The sequence below is a fragment of the uncultured Campylobacter sp. genome, from assembly GCF_937997535.1.
Taxonomy (GTDB): domain Bacteria; phylum Campylobacterota; class Campylobacteria; order Campylobacterales; family Campylobacteraceae; genus Campylobacter_B.
Genome location: NZ_CALKTT010000052.1, coordinates 1 through 17,158 on the forward strand (window position 1 = coordinate 1; position 17,158 = coordinate 17,158).

Sequence of the window (17,158 nt, forward strand, 5' to 3'; positions counted from 1 at the left end):
ATGAAATTTGCGATGGCGTTTATAAATTTCGTCGCGGCCAAGCGCGGCTCATCGCGCAAAGCCTGTAAAAACGCATCTTCGTAATCGATCGCATAACATTCGCCCTCAAAGCTCGGCGCGCAAGCTCTATTCTGCGGGGATTGATCGGCGCTAGAAGCATTTTTGCTTTCAAGATTTATTAAATTCAGAGCGGACGCTTGGTTTATAGAATTTGCGGCGGAGCTTTCATTCTTTTTGCCGCTGCCTTCGGCGATGTTTTGAGCCACCGGCCCAAGCTTGCCTTTGCTCGCCGCATTGCCAGCAAGCTCTTTAAAATCGCTTTGCAACGCGCAGCTATCTTTCACGCCGCTATGATTTTGCACATTCAAACCGCCCTGCCCCGCTTTGCGCTGTGTTTCGTGCCGCAAATCATCGGTGTCCCGCCGCTGTGAAGCAAAATGCGGCGTGTTTTGGATAAAATTTTCGCCCGTTTTTTTCAGTCTAAATTTATAGCTCTGCTCGCAGCCGTCGATATATAGGTTCTCAAGTCGCATGCCCGCTTCGCCGTCAAAGCTGACGGCTCGCAAGTCGCAAATGACCGCAGCAAACGCGTCAAATAGCCGCCCTAACGAGCTTGAGCGGACGGAACGCGGCGCGATTTTTTCTAAATTTGCGACTTCGCTTGCATTAAATTTTGCCAAAAACTCGCACGCAGCGTCCTTTGTATTAAATTTAAATATGAGCGCGAGCGCAAGCTTGTAGATGTTTTTGATAGCATTCTCGCCGCCGATAAGCGCGATCTCGTCAAATTTTGCGATGCGACGATAGCCGTGCGGGTCAAACACCATCACCTCGCCGCCCCAGATCGTGCCGTCCGTACCGTAGCCGGTGCCGTCGAAGCAGAAGCCGAGGTATTTTTTGCCACTAAAAAGAAGATCGTTTTGCGCTAGATTCGACACCAGATGCGCGAAATGATGCTGGTAGCGGATCATGGGGTATCCTCGCTGCTCGAAAAAACGTGTGTGCGAAAACTGCGGGTGCAGATCCGCGATGACGGCGTCGAATTTCAGCTCGTAGGCGCGCACAAACATATCCAAAAGCGCGAAAAATCGCTCATTCGTGGCGACATTTTTAAGATCGCCGATGTAGGGCGAGATGAAAATTTGCCCGTCTTTGTAGATTGCAAACTGATTTTTAAGCTCCGCTCCGAGCGCCAGGAAAGTACCTTTGGCGCGGAATTTGCTAGGGAAAATTTTTGGATTCATTCCGCGAGAGGTTCGCAAAAACAAAGCGCGATTTCGTAGAAGCTCACGCATAAAATCTCGCTTGGTTGCAGGCTCGCGCAGCGACATGTCCGCCCCGCATAAAAAAGCCCCGCTCACAAGATTGTGCTGCGTGCCCAAGCCACTCGCGCCAGAGCTCTGCGTCGCTTCCTCTTTCGCAATATGGCTTAGTTTTTGAGAAACGTTTTGTTTCTCCGCCGTGACGACGTCTGCTTTTTGAAGCAAATTTTGCTCCTCTGTAGAGCCGTTTTTTTGCGACGCTTGATCATTTGCAAACGGCGCGTTCTGCGGCGAGCGGAAATTTTGCGAGATCGATTGCGCTGCTTCAGACTTTGGCACAAGGCTCGCGAATCTCGGCACGAAGGCGATACTATCGTCGCTCGGAGTTAAAATTTCGCGGTCATTATCTAGGTAAAACGAGATAACACCGCCCAGCTTCGCGCGCAACTCCTCGCTGCTAAAAATAATGGGCTCGCCGCTAATGTTGGCGCTTGTGGCGACGATCGGGCGATCAAAGTATTCAAAAAGCAGCAGATGCACGCCAGTGTTGGCTAGGAAAATGCCGATTTTATTAAGGTTCGGCGCCACGCTTGGAGCGATAAAAATCGTGCTTGCTCTAAAAATCGCCGAAAAGCTTGCGGGCAAACGCACGAAATCGTCCCTGTTATCGGAATATGCGCCATGCGCGTCCGCCACACATATTTGCGCAGAGCATGAGCCTTGTGAATTTATCGTCTGTTGCGAACTTGGCTCGCTCACCGCACATTGCAAAGCCGCATTATCTGCAGCATTTTGCAAGTCCTGCTCACACGCCCCACGTCGCGAGTTCGTCCTATCCGCGGCATATTGCAAACTTGAAGTATTCGCAGAGCTTCGCGAAACGGGCTCGCTCGCCGCAGGCCGCAAATCAGATATCTTCGTTGAGAGTTGTAAATTTTGCTCGTCCGCATGCCAAGAATCGAGCGATACGTATCGCGGCTCTCTGCCATTTGCCGCAAATTGCGATTTTAGCTCGTTAGTCGTAGCTTGCGTCTCGCTTACTGCTTGCGGCGAGCTTAAATTTTTAGCCGCGCGCTGCAAATCAGACCGATCGTATGCGCGCTCTAGCTCGTTTGCCGCATACTGCGAGTCGTCTGCTGCTAGCATATCGCAGGCGAAATTACGGTGCGTCGTTTTGCTAAAAATTTGTGCACTCTGCAATTCGCCCTGTTCTGCACAATCTTCAGCGCTTTGCGTACTAAATTTTTGCGCCGCAAAATTGCGCAAATTTTGTAGCGCAGAGCCCCGCTCTTGCGCCGTCTCTTCTTGCTCGCCTGCAAATCTCGGCGATATAGGATTTTTGCCTTGCGCCTTTAAATTTTGCGTGCCGAAATCCGCCGCAAAGCCCGTCAGCGTGCGCCAAACAAACTCGCGCTTTTTTAAAATCACGATCGGCTTGACGTTACAGTCTATCAGCGCCTCTTCCTCTGCGCTTAGGCTTGCTGCGCGCCCTGCCTGCGCTGCGTCGCGACACATGATCGCAAAAGGCTTACTCGGGCGTTTTTTTAGCGTTCGTAGCATGCGTACTGTGCGCTCGTTCGTCGCATCGCAAACGATATGAAAGCCGCCCATCCCCTTGATCGCGCCGATCTGTCCACGCCGCAAAAGCTCCGCCGTGCGCGCTATCGCCTCCTCGCCGCTTGATAAAATTTCACCGCCCGTGCCGCATAAAAACAGCCGCGGGCCGCAGTGTGGGCAGGAGATCGGCTCGGCGTGATAGCGGCGCGTGAGCGGGTCCGTGTATTCGCCGCGACAGAACTCGCACATCTCAAACACCCTCATCGTGGTGTTTGCGCGGTCGTACGGCAGCGCAGCGATAATACTAAGGCGCGGGCCGCAATCCGTGCAGTTGATAAAAGGATAGTGGAAGCGCGGATTTTGCGGGTCGTAAAACTCTTTTTTGCACTGATTGCAGATCGCAAAATCGGGCAAAATCGGATTAAATTTACGCCCCTCCTTGGATTGCGTGATCTTAAAATCAGTAAAATTCTGCATAAAATCTTGCGTATTTAGATCGCTGCGGGTAATTTTATCGATACGACAAAGCGGCGGCGCTTCGCTGCGAAGGCGCCGCTCGAAAATTTTTAAAATTTCTTCTTCGCGCAGATCTTGCTCGGCGTTTTGCGGATCGCGCTTGGAGCCCTGCAAATCCTGCGAGCAGAGGTTTTGCTCGGGTAAAGCCGGCAAGATAGAGCCCTGCTCGTTTAGATTTAGCTCGGATAAGTTGGGCAGAAATTTCACGCTCACTGCGGCTTGAAAATCTCTCATCAAATCATGCGACAAGCTCGTTAAATCGGGCAGGTTTGCTAAATCGTTTGCTAGATCACGTGGCAAGCCGGCCGAATCATTCGGTAAATTCGGTGCGCTTTGCGGCGAAATGGAGTTCGGATTCAAATTTAAGCCCGTAAAATTTAGTGACGAGCTTGCGGCTTCACTCGAATTCGGTTCATCTAAATTTAAAAAGGCGGAATTTTTATCGACTGAGTTCTGTTGCGCCCCAAAAATATCTGCGCAAACGATGATTTTAACGCCCTCACCGTCATTATAAACCTCGCCTTTCAGCCCCAAATCCACGGCAAGCTTGTAGACGAACGGGCGAAATCCGACCCCCTGCACCGCTCCGAAAACCTCAAATTTAGCCACTTTCATACACATACTTTCATAAATTGCGCGACGCCGGAGCTGTTTTGCGGGTAAAATGCGCTCGCGACGGGCGGACAAAGCGTTCCGGACGCTGCAAAATATGCTCTAAATTTAATAAAATTTGATCCTTTGCTTCGGCGCCCTTTGCCGCTTTTTTAAAATTTCGCGCGATCTCATCTACGTTAAATTTAGCCCGTATGGCGCAGCTATCGGCACCGCAATGCCCGCGCAACTCGCTGTTTTGTACATAAGGCTTCAAAGCTTTGCCAAAAACTCGCATATATGCCCGATCTAGCGAGCTTGAAGCGCGTAGCTGTCGCTAAAGCTCACATCAAAATTTTTGCAAAGTTTAAGCATTAAATCCGCAAATTTGCGCCCGCCAAACATCGCTCCGCCGAAGATCAAAACGTCAAAATCCTCTTTGCGCTCATCCGCCAGATCGCTTAAAAAATAGCCCAAACTATCGAAAAATCCGAACGCAAACAGCTTTTCATTGGCGCCTGCGAGCGCATAGCTCATCGCCGAGCGCAAAATTTTATCCACTTGCACGCAGCCGCGCTCGTCCGTGCAAAAATCTAGTAGCACCCCTTTGCCGCCCGCAAAATCCTCCGCAGCCGCCATCAAAAACTCCGCATCGCGCCCCCAGATAAGCTGTGCGGCGATGCTAAAAATACCGTAAAATCCCGCGTTTGCGCTTTTTAAAATTTCATCGATTTTCGCGGCGTCTACGTTAAATTTGGCGCTAAAATTTTCAAGCAGCTTAGCGCCCGTTTCGTCGGCGCAAATTTGCGCCTTAAGCTCGTCAAAACTGCGCGGCAGATCAAATTTAAGCAGAATTTTTTTAGAGCTTTCGCCATAAATTGCGATCTCATCATCCGCGCCCGCACCCAAAAAGCAGCGCAAAACCCGTTTTTTCTGATCATCTAGCAGTCCCTTTTCGCGGCACGTAAGCGCAAAAAGAGCAGAGTTTTTGTCCTTTGAGTTTTTCAGATAAGTGTTTGCGGCGTCGCTTAAAAAGCCCTTGTTTTGCACGATCAAAAAGCCGTTTTGCAGTGGCGCGACCTTAAAAATTTTATCTTTCTGCGCCGCGCTTTCGCATTTTACGCTTAAAAAATAGATCTCGTCGCTTGCCAAAGCGCGCCCCAGCGCAAACACGAATATGTCGCCCGCAAGCTTTACGTCAAAAAATTTAGGCGTGTCCTCGTGATTTTTTCTAAAGATCGCATTGGTTTTTAGGCTTATGAGTGGCTTTTCGAAGGCTGCGAGCGCGATTTTGCTCTTTTCGTCGCTCACAAAAATCCCATCCAGCGCCCCCACTCCTGCGGCTATCAGAAAGTCGGCGCTAAAATCCACGTCCGCTTTGAGCGTGAAAGTTGCGCCGCCGCGCTTAATCTGCACCTGCCTGGCATGAAATAAGTTTATGCGGCAAAACTCTAGTAAGCGGGCAAAATTCTCCCTGCTTACCGCTTCAAATTTTCCCTCATGAAGCACGTCGGTGCCGCTTATTACTCCGAATTCGTTTTGAGACGGCTCGGCGTGAGCGAGGTATTCTTTCATCACTCGCGGGGTGAAGTTATTAAATTTAGCCGTGTTATGGGCGTTTGAAATTTCATCCTCGAAAAATTTGTTTAAATCGCCCAAGGAGGCACCTTCAAACGTGCCGTTAAATTTCAGCGTTTTTGCTTCGACGCTGCCCTCGTCCACCACGCGCACGGAGGATTTTGCCAAAAATATGGAGTTTGGGATCAGCGGCATCGCCTCGTCGCTAAATTTTAAAATTTCATCCTCACTGCCGCGCACGAAAAGACTTATTAAGCTCGCCTCTTTTTTCAGGCAAAACTCAAGTGCGCTTTTGCGAGCATAAAACAGCAAGAAGTGCGCTATCAGCGCGTTTTCATTAAGGTAATTAAACTCATATGCTACTATCATCTCGCCCCCTTTTTGCAAATCGATCCGCGATATCTTGGGCGCTAAGATCGGCGATTTTTTCATGCGCGAAGCCAAGATCCGATAGGTACTTAAGCGCCGTTTTTTCCATGGTTTTTGAGGACTCTAAAATCGCGGAGCTTAGCTTAAAGCTCGCTTCCTCGATGCGCTGCGGCACGACCGCTAGAATTTTAACGTGAGGCAGATCGCCGCAAAGATCCATCATCTGCAGGGTTTGAAGCATTTCGACCTCGTGCGCCGAGCCGCTCCAGCTGATCTGCTTAGGCATCGCGTCGTAGTCGAAAAAATATACCTCGCCGCCCTTTGCGCCGTCCGCGTCTATACAATCTACGAGCAAAATTTCATCAAATTCCGCCATCGTAGGCATCAAAAAGCTAGCCAGCGTCCCGCCGTCGATAAAGCGGATCTGATCCACGCTCCGGCTCGGCGCGGTGGAGTTTTCGGCGATGAAGTCCGCATTGATAGAGCTTTGCGCTGTGGAATTTATGACGGAATTTTGCAAAGTAAAATTTGAAGCGGAATTCTGCTTTGTGGAATGTTTTGAAGTAGAATTTCGGTCTAAATTTGCTGCTGCGAAATTTTGCTTAAAGATAGAATTCTCATCCGCAAAATTTTGCAAGGAGTCGCGCTCTATGGAATTTTGCGAGGTAGAATTTTGTATCGCAGAGACTTGGGCGGAATTTTGCATAAAATTCTGCGCCGCGAAATCCTCGCCCGCCATAGAATTTTGTGCGGCGGTTTTAGGATAAAATTTATAGTTCTGCGCGAGCGCGCGGACGAAGTGCACACCTATGCCCTCGTCCGCGTAGATGACGTTGCCGATACCCAGTACCAGCACCCTCAAGCGTGCTCTTCCTTTTTAAATTTATAGCCGCTTACGATTGCATCCATCGCACCGTCTCTGCCCTTGACGGCGTTAAAGACCGCCATATAGACGTGGATCGGTACGAAGATTATGATGATATTCATGCAAAGATGGTGAATCATTCGTACTTCGCTTAGACCGCCCATCGCAGCTTCCAGCGGGCGCAAGAGCCCGTATAGCGCACCGCCTAACCCCTCGTGATAGACGTGAACGTATAGAATCATTCCGGTTAGGCAGATTACGAACAGCACTAGATAAAAGCCCAGATAGGAGATGAACTGCAAAGGGTTATAAACGCCGCGAAGATGCGGGTGCTCGCCCAAAAAGATATAGTATTTGATCTGGGCGATCCAGACGCGCGGGCTAAAAAAATCCTTGATGCTTAAAAGCTCTTTTCTGCTCTTTTTATCGAAGAAAAAAAGGTAGGTTTTAAAGATCGCCGCACCGATCATCGCAAAGCCGAAGATCAGATGTACGAATCTAAATTTAGCCTGCATGAAAAGCACCGGCTCGGGATTAATCTCGGGCGCGGTGAAAACAAAGGCGATGTAATATCCGGTGATCACCAAAAGCGTAATGCAAAGCGCGCGCAGCCAGTGCGTGAGCCTAAGACCGATGGAGAATTCATATTCCGCAAATCTTTTTTTCATCGTTTATCCTTTGCTGGGATCTACCCTATAGCAGCCAAGCTCCGCCCCTTTAGCGTCCATCACGTGCACGGCGCAGGCTATGCAAGGATCGAATGAATGGATGCGGCGGATGATCTCTAGCGGTTTGGAAAGATCGGCAAGCTTAAGTCCGATCAAGCAGGATTCATAAGCGCCCATAGCGCCGTCTTTATCTTTAGGAGTGGCGTTCCAAGTAGACGGCACGACCGCCTGCCAGTTTTTGATGACGCCCTTTTCGATCCTGCACCAGTGACTAAGTGCGCCGCGCGGCACATGACCGATATAGCGACCTTTGTATTCTTTAGAGTTATCGATTACATATTTTGCGCAGGTCTGCGTATCGCCGCTTTTAATGTTTGCGATCAAATTTTCTAGTGCAATCAGTCCGTTGTCGGCAACGACTTTAGCCTCGATCATACGGCATGCTGTTCGTCCAAGCGTCGAAAATACCGCCTCAAGCGGCAAGCCGGCGTCTTTTAGAAATTGATCCACGACTTTTACTATGCGCTCATTTTTCTTAGCGTAATTTACTACGATATTTGCAAGAGGCCCTACCTGAAGCGGCTTGCCGTCGTATCGCGGAGCCTTAATCCAGGTGTATTTACCCTGGGTATCGAGCACCTTCGTATGCGCTTCTTTGCCGTGCGCGTCGATGCTCTGTCCATCCTGAAGACCCGTATAATTCGGCTCTTGCTCGCCGTCGTAAGGATGAAGTGCCGCATCGTTTTTATACCACGCATGCGTTGCCTCCTCGGTGATCTTGTTTTCATCAAGCTCCAAAACCTTGCTAATATCGCCGTTCATAATCATGCCGCTTTGAAATAGCCATTCGTTCTTTGAAAGCTGAAATTCTTGGTGAGTCCATAAATTTGCCACGCCGATATCGTTTAGCACGCTAGGCTCGTTGCCGTAAGCCTTAGCAGCCATTACGAGATCAGGATAGTAGGCGCGATTTACGAAGTCTGCAACCTCTTTAAATTTAGACATATATTCGCCCAGTCTCGCAGGGCTTAGGATATCCATCACGCAGGTGACGCCGCCTACGGTGAGGCTTTGCGGATGAGGCTGCTTCGCACCGAATATTGCCATCATCTGAGCCGCCGTGCGCTGAATGCGCAAACATTCAAGATAGTGCGAAAGAGCGATTAAATTTTGCTCCGGGCTAAGCTTATATGTTGGGTGGCCGAAGTAGGCGTTGGCAAAAGGTCCCAAAGCGCCTTTCTTAACAAAAGCGCCCACGCGATCTTGCACTTCTTTTAGCTTATCTGTGCCGCACGCATAAGGGGTGTCGCAGTATTTAAACGCCTCTTCGCTTGCTTTTTTAGGATCGGCGCTAAGAGCGCTTACTACATCTACGAAATCAAGCCCGTGGAGTTGATAAAAATGCACCGGATGATCGTGCAAAAATAGCGCGTTAGCCATCAGCGTGCGCGTCAGCAAGGCATTTAGCGGCGGAGTGATGCCGAGGGCATTTTCTACCGCGACGATGCCCGCTTTGTAGTGCGAGAAGGTGCAGACGCCGCAAATTCTTTGCATAAAAAATCCCGCGTCGCGCGGATCTCTATTTTTTACTATGGTCTCAAGCCCGCGCCATAAAGTGGAGCTACTATAGGCCTCGCGTACGACGTTTTCATCATCCACTACGACCTCTATTCTTAAATGTCCCTCTATTCTGGTTATCGGATCTATTACGATTCTTTGCGACATGATTATTCCCCTTTATCCTTAAATGACGCAATCGCCGCGTGTGCCGCTACCGCAACACCCGTGATCGCTAAAATTCCGACACCTATCTTATCTGCGGTAGCATCAGCGCCGAGCCCGCCGAAAACGCTTTCGTAAAGGCGATCCGCCAAAGGCTCCTCAAAAGGTCCCATATGATCCCAAAAATCAGGCTCCGAGCAGCCTATGCAGCCGTGGCCCGCTTGTACCGGCCAGCTAGTGTGGGAGTTAAAACGCTCGCGCGAGCAGTTATTAAACGTATAAGGACCCTTGCAGCCTACTTTATAAAGACAGTATCCGTCCTTAGCGCCCGCATCGCCGAAGCTTTCTACAAACTCGCCCGCGTCGAAATGCCCGCGGCGCTCGCACAGATCATGTATTCGTAGCCCGTAAGCCCATTTAGGCCTGTTATAAACGTCCAGGCTTGGAAGTGTGCCGAAAAGGATAAAATTTAGCACGTTGCCGACGATATTTTTTTCGCTAGGCGGACAGCCCGGGACGTTGATGACGGGTTTGTTTATGATTTTGTCCAAACCTACGGCGCCGGTCGGATTCGGAGCTGCGGCTTGGATACCGCCGAAGCTCGAACAGGTGCCGATCGCAAATATTGCCGCAGCGCCTTCGGCCGCGTGTTTGCAGTGCTGAGCTCCGCTCTTGCCCTCAGGGCCCACGGTTAGGAAAAATTCATTCTCGCCGCTTGGGATTCCGCCCTCGACCATTAAGATATAGCGCCCCTTGTATTTTTCGATCGCGCCCTCTAAATTTTCCTCGGCTTGCCAGCCTGCGGCAGCCATTATCGTCTCATGGTATTCTAGGCTGATGTAATCGAATATGAGGCTGTCGATCGTAGGCGTATCGGTGCGAAGTAAGCTCTCGCTACAGCCCGTGCACTCTGCCATATGAAGCCAGATCACCGGCAAGCGATCAGCAAGCTCCGCAGCTCGAGCCACGCTCGGTGCAAATGCGGCCGGAAGTCCTAGCATCGCGGTCATCGCTCCGCTCCATTTCATAAAATCGCGGCGCGAAAAACCTTTGCTCTTAAGCCTTTCTTGTATGCTTTCCTCCGCTTTTATTCGCGGCAAACGCTCAACGGCATCAAGTCTAGCCGAAATTTGAGCCAAATCAACCATAATGTCCTCCTGAAATTTAGGATATTTTTAAATGGCATTCTATCAAAATTTAGAATTTATGCACCTTAAATTTCGTTAGATTTAATTAAAATTTTATATTTATTCATCGTCTAGCAGGTTTTAAATTTAAAAATAAAAGGCGGATTAAAATTTAGCGCAGCGGGCGAAACGTTAAATTACGTCGGAGAAAGCATTAAATTTTATGAAGCATTAAATTTTACGAAGCAGTGAAATTTTATCCAAGAATTTTATAGTAGCGAAAAGTATTTTAGGATAAGCAGGCGTAGGTTGGATGATTTTGTGAAATACTCGCGAGGCGTACTATGTGTGCGCTGCAGCGAAGTATTTTTGTAAAATCATCCGTTAAATTTTAGAAAATTTCCAAAGATCAGCTTACCAATCTCGTTGCATCTTGGATATTGATGTTTAGTCCAAGCTGTTCGTTGCTTAGCCCAAGTGCAAGGCCTACCAGCTGAGATAGGTGGATGATCGGCTTTCTTACCTTAGAATCCCTTGCTTCTTGGTATCGCTCCTGATAGATATCTAGCTGCATCTGACATAGCGGACAAGGGGTAACTACGACATCCGCTCCGTGCTCGGCAGCGTCATTTACGATCTCGCTTGACATTTTAGATACCGATTTTACCGCAGGATAGCTAGCGTGAAAGCCGCAGCAATCAAGGCGTTTTTCAAAAGGCACTATCTGAGCGCCAAGTGCGCTAACTACCGCTTCAAAGCTTTTTGGATTGGTTGAGCTTTCTTTTTTAAGCTCGCGCTCCGGTCTTAATGAGTGGCAGCCGTAAAATAGCGCTACTTTTAAATTTGTTAGCGGTCTAACGACTTTAGCTTTTAATATATCTAAGCTTTGATATAGCACCCAAAGCAAGCTCGTTATCTCGGTACTTCCCTGATACTGCATACCGCCCTCTTTTAAAAAGGTATTGATATAGCTTTTGGCTCCCTTATCTAGAGTAAGTTTAGCCTTGGTTAGAGTTAGCATACAGGTGGAGCAGGTAGTTAGCAGAGGCATATTCATACCCTCGGCTAGCGCGATGTTTCTGGCATTAGCTACTAAGCTTGCCATAGGATCGACGCATTGAGCTTGACTGGCTCCGCAGCAGCTCCAGCCTTTTATCTCGTGAAGTTTAATACCCAGTACCGGAGCGATCGCTTCAAGTGAAATTTTAGATTCCTTTGCGGCTTGACTTAAAACGCAACCCGGGAAAAATGCAAATTCGTTATTCATCCTCTCCTCCTTATTCTATCTCGCCGCTAGCCTGAGCTTTGCGTGCGGCCTCTATCATCTTAACGAGCCCTGCATGTCCCTCAATCTCCTCACCGCCTAAAGCATGAAGAGGATTCATCTTGCCGGCAGCCATTAAATTTGCCGCTACGTCCATCTTGCCCATATTGGCAAATACCCCTTCGCTTCTTAAAGCGAGCTTGATCTCGTTTAATCTTCCGCTTCCCTCTACGATGTCTAACAGGAATGCCTCTGCGTGAGCTGGACCGCTTCCTGCGGTAAGTCCTTTTTTCATCGCTAAGGCGCGAAGTGCGGTGATGTCGCTTTGAGCGCTTATGCCTTTAGGGCAGCGATCGGCGCACTCTTGGCAGTGTACGCATAGCCATAATCCGTTTAGAACCGCAGGCTTTAGATGAGGCATAGCGTCCCTGCTTCTTGAATCAAACGCGGCGCGGTTAGCATGCGTAAAAACAAAAGGTTGCATATAATCGCTCGCATCGGCTTCTAGCTTATTGCATTCGCTAGCGCAACATCCGCAAAGTATGCAATCCCACTGCTTTTTTACGCGTTCCATCTGCTCAGGGCTTTGCTTACAGCCCTTCTCTGCGCTAAATTCTTTCTTAGGAGTAATAGTAGGTTTGATCTTTCTTAAATTCTCGATACTAGGTTCCCAATCCACTACTAGATCCGAGATCACTCGGAAATTATTTAGCGGCGAGATCGTAAAACTATCGGGGTTTTCATACTCCGCAAGCAGAGCATCCATCTTGGTATCGCAGGCAAGATATGAGTGTCCGTTTACCCTTACGGCACAGGCTCCGCATATCGCCATACGACACGCTGTGGTAAAATTTAAAGTGATGTCTAAATTTTGCTTTATAAACTGCAAAACTCCAAGCAGGGTCTTTCCTTTGATCTGCTCTAAACTAAGCTCATAGGCTTGCTTATAATTTTTGCTTCCGTCGAAGCGGTCTATGATAAATTTCATTGAGGTTTCCTTCCGTCAAGAGAGAATTCCGTAACGACGACCTCTTTGTAGCCCAAGCTTAGCTCGCCTGCGTCGTTCATCGTCACGATACTGTGCTTTAAGAAATTTTTATCGTCGCGCTTCGGATAATCCTCTCTGGTATGCGCGCCGCGGCTTTCAAGCCTCTTTTGCGCAGCCAAACACGCACAACGCGCAAGCAGGATTAAATTTCCAAGCTCGACGTAGTCGGTAAATGCGGTATTCATAACCGGATTTACATCAGCAACGTGCAGCTCGTCGTAGCGCGCTCTGATACTCTCTAAATTTTGCGAAAGCAGATCGAGCTTTTCGTCGGTTCTAAAGATGCCCATATTATCCCAAAGCTGCGCGCCTAGCTCTTCGCGCAACTCATACATCTCGTTTGCCTTGCCCGAGCCGTTTGCGATCTGCTTAAATTTAGCCTGCCATTTTTGCGCGAGCTCGCTCGCTCTTTTACCCGAGCCGAATCCCTCCTGCTTCGCGGCATAATCCGCTGCGCCGAGTCCTGCGAGCTTGCCCGTTACGACTGCGTCGGTTAAAGAATTTCCGCCCAAGCGGTTTGCGCCATGAATCGAGATACAAGACGCTTCGCCCGCGGTATAAAGCCCCGAAATTTTAGTGCTCATATCGTCAAATTTAGACACTTCAATGCCGCCCATCGAGTAGTGTGCGGTCGGACGAATCGGAATCGGCTGTTCGATAAGATCGATACCCTCAAACAAAATGGCGGTGTGTCTGATCTTAGGAAGGGCTTTTAAAATTTTATCTTTTCCGAGATGTCTTACGTCAAGCAGCACGTATGCGCCTAGCCCCTCGCCGTAGCCCCTACCCTCGCGGATCTCGGTTTCGATCGCGCGAGCTACGACATCACGCGGCGCAAGCTCCATCTTTTCGTGGTAGTTTTTCATAAAGCGCTCGCCTTTGTTATTGAGCAGATATCCGCCCTCGCCGCGCGCAGCTTCGGTAATGAGCGCGCCACCGCTTTTGATACCAGTCGGATGAAACTGCACCATCTCCGGATCGCTGAATCCAAGACCCGCGCGCAGTGCCGCCGCGATACCGTCGCCGGTAGCGATATAAGGCACCGATGTGCGGTTGTAAAACATCCTCGTATATCCGCCCGTTGCGATTACCAAGGCTTTGCAAAGCACGGGATAAAAATCGCCGGTTTGGATATTTCGAAGCACGACGCCCTCGCATTTGCCGTCAGGCGCGCTGATCTCAAGAAGCTCGTGATCGATTAAAAATTTCACGCCGTTGCTGACCGCATCGTCAAAACAGGCGTGCATCAAGATATGACCCGTCTTATCGGCGGAGTAGTTGCATCGTTTTTTAGACGCGCCACCCATAAAGCGCTGTGCTACGCCGCCCGGGACGCCGCTTTCTTTGCCGTCCACGCCGCCGCTGGCGTTTCTAGAAAATAGCGTGCCGATGTAATCCATCTCGGCAATCGTAGGGCCCGCAAGCTCGCAAAATTTAATCGCGGCGTCCTGATCTACGAGATATGCACCGCCCTTTACGGTGTCGTAGGCGTGAAGCTTGTATGAATCGCCGCCACTGAAACTCGTAACGCCGTTGATACCGCCTTCCGCCATACAGGTGGCGTTGCGCGAAGGCATCATCTTCGTAGCTACTACGACACTGAGATTTGGATTACTCTTTCTTACCGCTACGGCTGCACGCAAACCCGCGCCTCCCGAGCCGATAACGAGTACGTCCACACTAGGAAGGCCGCCTTCGTTGCCGCCGCCTCCGCTTTTACTTTTGTCGGTATCCACGCAGCCGCTAAGGCTAAGCGCGCCGACGCTGATACAGGCGGATTTTAAGAAATCGCGTCTGTTGAAATTTGATTCGCTCATTTTCCTCTCCATTTGAGAAATTCTTAGCTTAAGTTTAAAGTTCTAAACTAAAAGCGTAATTTTAGTTTCATTTTTAACATAAGTCAAATATTATTTAGTGTATCATTTCATAAGAATTAAATTATTAATTGGAGAGGCTAAATGAATTTGCATCGCATGGAGCTAGTATTAAAAGTAGCAGAATTCCGTAGCTTTACTAAGGCTGCCGAGGCACTTAAAATCCCGCAGCCGTCGCTATCACAGAGCATTTTATCACTGGAACGTGAGCTTGGAGCACAGCTTTTTAACCGCACGAGTAATCCCATTTCGCTTACGCACGCGGGAAAAATTTATGCTAGTAAAGCCAAAGTCATTTTTGATGCCATAAACGACCTAAAAAACGATATCTCTGAAATAAGCGGCGTAAAAAATGATAAAATTCGCATCGGTTTTTCGCAAAACGGCTATAATCTACTGCCGTCGCTACTGCCGATGTTTTGCAAGAAATTTAAGGATTCGGATCTACAAATCACGCAGTTTTCTTCTGCGCTTAGCATTCGCGAAATGCTACTTCAAGGTGATCTTGATGTCGGTATGCTAATACTGCCCATCGATATGAGCGGGCTTGACGGGGTTAAAATTCTAACGCAAAAAACCTATGTCGCTCTAAGCTTCACCCATCCGCTCTCGCTTGAGTTTAAAAACGAATCTGTTCCTAAAATTGACATTTCGCGCTTAAAAGAGGAAAGATTCATCCTGCCTAATCAAAGCCTAAGAAGCGCCGAGCAGATAGATGCATTTTTTGCTGCTGCGGGATTTGCGCCGAAAGTGCTGTGTCGCACGGAGACTTTCGACATCGCCAATGCTATCGTCGCAAGCGGCGCTGGAGCGTGTTTTAGCATACCGCAGATGATAAAAGAGAATAAGGCGAGCAGGATAAAGCTCTTTGATGTAGGCGCGCGTGAGCTCGATAATACGCTGATAATCGCCTACAAAAAAGGCAAACGTCTAAACCATCTAGCGCAGGCATTTATCAAAACTGCACGTAAAATTTCTAATGAAATTTAAAATTCATATCTCGCAACGATAAATGAGAGATTGAGATTTTGTAGCACTTTGCCTCTTTGTTAGCTTTTGCATAAAAAATTTTTGGAGCAGATTTTGCTCAAGTTTAGGTAAAATTTCAAACTAAGCTTAAATTAGAATTTTGCCAATAGAATCTTTTATTGCTAAAATTTCACTCACAATCTACGACGAAATTTAGTGCGAAATTCTAATTTTTCACTCCATTTAAAATATCCAAATCCTTGTTATACACCTTGGTATCTACTTCAAAAATTCCAAGCAGCGTGTGAAAAAGATTATCGTGCGAAAAAGCGTCGTCCTTATGCGATTTAAGTACGCTTAGATCGTATCTTTCGCGCATTTTTCCCTCACCTAGCCAAACGATAGCGCCGATATGCTTTTGCGCCTCGGGAGCGAAAAGATAGGGCATACCGTGCAGATAAACGCCGCCCTCGCCGAGGCTCTCGCCGTGATCGCTCATATAGATCATCGCCGTTTCGTGCGTCTTAGAATACGGCTTTAAAAAATTTATAACTTTGCTTAAAAAATAATCCGTGTATAAAATCGCGTTATCGTAGGCATTTGAAATTTCTTGCTGCGAGCAGTTTTCAAGCTCGTTATCGCGGCAAACGGGGCTAAATTTTTCAAATTCTTTCTTATAGCGCTTAAAATACGCAGGCCCGTGATTGCCCATCTGATGCAGCACGATTAATACATCTTTGCCCGCGTTTTCGGCGACGAATTTATCAAGCCCCACGAGCATCCCCTCATCCCTGCACTCTACGTCGCAGATCGGATTATTTTGCGGAATTTTAAAATCCTGATATTTTACGCGCAGCGCCACACCTTTGGAATCGGAATTGTTATCACGCCACAAAATCGCCATGTCATCAGCGCGGCTTAGTATGTCTAATACGTTTTGCTCCTCTGCAGCCTTTTCGACGCTAAATTCATCGCGATTTAGCAGCGAAAACATGCACGGCACGCTTTGTGCCGTCGAAGTGCCGCAAGAATGGGTATTGCTTAGGCTTACGACACCCTGCTCTTTGGCTAGTAGCGGATTAGTATCTCGCTCGTAGCCGTTTAGCGAAAATCTATCCGCTCTCGCCGCTTCGCCCACGACTACGACGACGAGCTTTTTTGAGCTTGTAGAATTTTCATCGATATGCGCGTCCGTAGCGATTTGCATCAGAGGCTGTGAGCCCTGCTTTTTAGATTTTGCGGCAAATTTAACGCCGCTGTAGATCCAATATCCGGGATTTGCGTAGCTGCGTAAAATTTTATGCTCTCTGAAAAACGACGCGTAGTATTTGCTAAATCCAAAAAGCAGCGCCGCGATGATTATTATGCAAATGCCCGCCGCTTTGAGCTTAGCTAAAATTTCAAATTTAAGCGGACGGTAGCTAACGCGCGAGCGAGCAATCAGCACGCAGGGCAAGACGCCCAGCACCAGCACGTAAATCGCTAGTCTCGGGCTAAAAAGATCCGCTGATTCGGCAAAGTTCGTCTGGGCTGCATTGCGGATCATCTCCGAATCGATTACGACGTTATAGCTATCCATAAAATACGCTGTAAACGACGAGATAAAAAAGCAGATCATCAAAATCGGCTTGGTCATATAACGCGAGCTAAAAATTGTAAAAAATAGCGTCAAAAAAGCGATCAAAGCCGCCATGTCGCAGACAAGATAGATAAAATTTAGTCCCGAGATTCCGTAGGCGTTTATGATA

Annotated in this window: 11 protein-coding genes and 4 pseudogenes; 1 reads left to right on the forward strand and 14 read right to left on the reverse strand. The window is 48.4% G+C overall.

Going from position 1 to position 17,158, the window contains the following annotated elements; translation table 11 throughout:
* The 13 genes and pseudogenes from Q0117_RS05200 to sdhA form a co-directional block, all read right to left on the reverse strand.
* Nucleotides 1-1,331, reverse strand: a pseudogene (locus Q0117_RS05200) (hypothetical protein); the annotation flags it as partial.
* 288 nt (nt 1,332-1,619) lie between these two features.
* Nucleotides 1,620-1,850 (reverse strand): annotated as a pseudogene (locus tag Q0117_RS05205) (Sua5/YciO/YrdC/YwlC family protein); the annotation flags it as partial.
* Between the two features lie 882 nt (nt 1,851-2,732).
* Nucleotides 2,733-3,956: pseudogene (locus Q0117_RS05210) on the reverse strand (acylphosphatase); the annotation flags it as partial.
* Nucleotides 3,957-3,960: 4 nt separating this feature from the next.
* On the reverse strand, nt 3,961-4,203 hold the full coding sequence (locus Q0117_RS05215; protein WP_297923448.1) for a hypothetical protein: 243 nt from the start codon (nt 4,201-4,203) through the stop codon (nt 3,961-3,963).
* Nucleotides 4,204-4,235: 32 nt separating this feature from the next.
* Nucleotides 4,236-5,873 carry a hypothetical protein gene (locus tag Q0117_RS05220; RefSeq protein ID WP_297923450.1) on the reverse strand — a complete coding sequence of 546 codons (1,638 nt, stop codon included), beginning with the start codon at nt 5,871-5,873 and terminating at the stop codon, nt 4,236-4,238.
* Nucleotides 5,857-6,612, reverse strand: coding sequence for a hydrogenase maturation protease (locus tag Q0117_RS05225; protein ID WP_366807794.1), 756 nt, complete (start codon nt 6,610-6,612; stop codon nt 5,857-5,859). Before Q0117_RS05225 ends, Q0117_RS05220 begins: the two co-directional genes overlap by 17 nt.
* Nucleotides 6,613-6,639: 27 nt before the next feature.
* Nucleotides 6,640-6,735, reverse strand: a pseudogene (locus Q0117_RS05230) (hydrogenase expression/formation protein); the annotation flags it as partial.
* Entirely contained in the window at nt 6,732-7,406 is a 675-nt protein-coding gene (gene cybH, locus Q0117_RS05235; RefSeq protein ID WP_177389090.1) for a Ni/Fe-hydrogenase, b-type cytochrome subunit, read from the reverse strand. The pseudogene Q0117_RS05230 and the gene cybH, both read right to left, overlap by 4 nt.
* Before the next feature lie 3 nt (nt 7,407-7,409).
* Complete coding sequence (locus Q0117_RS05240; RefSeq protein ID WP_297923453.1) at nt 7,410-9,131, reverse strand: nickel-dependent hydrogenase large subunit; 1,722 nt, start codon at nt 9,129-9,131, stop codon at nt 7,410-7,412.
* A 2-nt stretch (nt 9,132-9,133) separates the two neighbouring features.
* Nucleotides 9,134-10,276: a hydrogenase small subunit gene (locus tag Q0117_RS05245; RefSeq protein ID WP_297923455.1), complete on the reverse strand. Its 1,143-nt coding sequence runs from the start codon at nt 10,274-10,276 to the stop codon at nt 9,134-9,136.
* A 388-nt stretch (nt 10,277-10,664) separates the two neighbouring features.
* Complete coding sequence (sdhE, locus tag Q0117_RS05250; protein WP_297923457.1) at nt 10,665-11,522, reverse strand: 8-methylmenaquinol:fumarate reductase membrane anchor subunit; 858 nt, start codon at nt 11,520-11,522, stop codon at nt 10,665-10,667.
* 10 nt (nt 11,523-11,532) lie between these two features.
* Nucleotides 11,533-12,507, reverse strand: coding sequence for an 8-methylmenaquinol:fumarate reductase iron-sulfur subunit (sdhB, locus tag Q0117_RS05255; RefSeq protein WP_297923459.1), 975 nt, complete (start codon nt 12,505-12,507; stop codon nt 11,533-11,535).
* On the reverse strand, nt 12,504-14,384 hold the full coding sequence (gene sdhA, locus Q0117_RS05260; protein ID WP_297923461.1) for an 8-methylmenaquinol:fumarate reductase flavoprotein subunit: 1,881 nt from the start codon (nt 14,382-14,384) through the stop codon (nt 12,504-12,506). The genes sdhB and sdhA overlap by 4 nt, the downstream gene beginning before the upstream one ends.
* 156 nt (nt 14,385-14,540) lie before the next feature.
* On the opposite strand from sdhA, the gene Q0117_RS05265 reads away from it, so the two are divergent.
* Entirely contained in the window at nt 14,541-15,431 is an 891-nt protein-coding gene (locus tag Q0117_RS05265) for a LysR family transcriptional regulator (protein WP_297923464.1), read from the forward strand.
* 205 nt (nt 15,432-15,636) lie between these two features.
* Here Q0117_RS05265 and Q0117_RS05270 read toward each other — a convergent pair.
* Nucleotides 15,637-17,158, reverse strand: a 1,522-nt coding sequence (locus Q0117_RS05270) for a phosphoethanolamine--lipid A transferase (protein ID WP_297923466.1), incomplete at its 5' end; no start/stop codon positions are given.

What these genes read in the sequence shown, in the direction of transcription:
- Q0117_RS05265 (WP_297923464.1), top strand. Translation starts at nt 14,541, where the DNA reads ATGGAGCTAGTATTAAAAGTAGCAGAATTCCGTAGCTTTACTAAGGCT.
- cybH (WP_177389090.1), bottom strand. Translation starts at nt 7,406, where the DNA reads ATGAAAAAAAGATTTGCGGAATATGAATTCTCCATCGGTCTTAGGCTC.
- sdhA (WP_297923461.1), bottom strand. Translation starts at nt 14,384, where the DNA reads ATGAGCGAATCAAATTTCAACAGACGCGATTTCTTAAAATCCGCCTGT.
- sdhE (WP_297923457.1), bottom strand. Translation starts at nt 11,522, where the DNA reads ATGAATAACGAATTTGCATTTTTCCCGGGTTGCGTTTTAAGTCAAGCC.
- Q0117_RS05245 (WP_297923455.1), bottom strand. Translation starts at nt 10,276, where the DNA reads ATGGTTGATTTGGCTCAAATTTCGGCTAGACTTGATGCCGTTGAGCGT.
- Q0117_RS05220 (WP_297923450.1), bottom strand. Translation starts at nt 5,873, where the DNA reads ATGATAGTAGCATATGAGTTTAATTACCTTAATGAAAACGCGCTGATA.
- Q0117_RS05240 (WP_297923453.1), bottom strand. Translation starts at nt 9,131, where the DNA reads ATGTCGCAAAGAATCGTAATAGATCCGATAACCAGAATAGAGGGACAT.
- sdhB (WP_297923459.1), bottom strand. Translation starts at nt 12,507, where the DNA reads ATGAAATTTATCATAGACCGCTTCGACGGAAGCAAAAATTATAAGCAA.
- Q0117_RS05225 (WP_366807794.1), bottom strand. Translation starts at nt 6,612, where the DNA reads ATGGCGGGCGAGGATTTCGCGGCGCAGAATTTTATGCAAAATTCCGCC.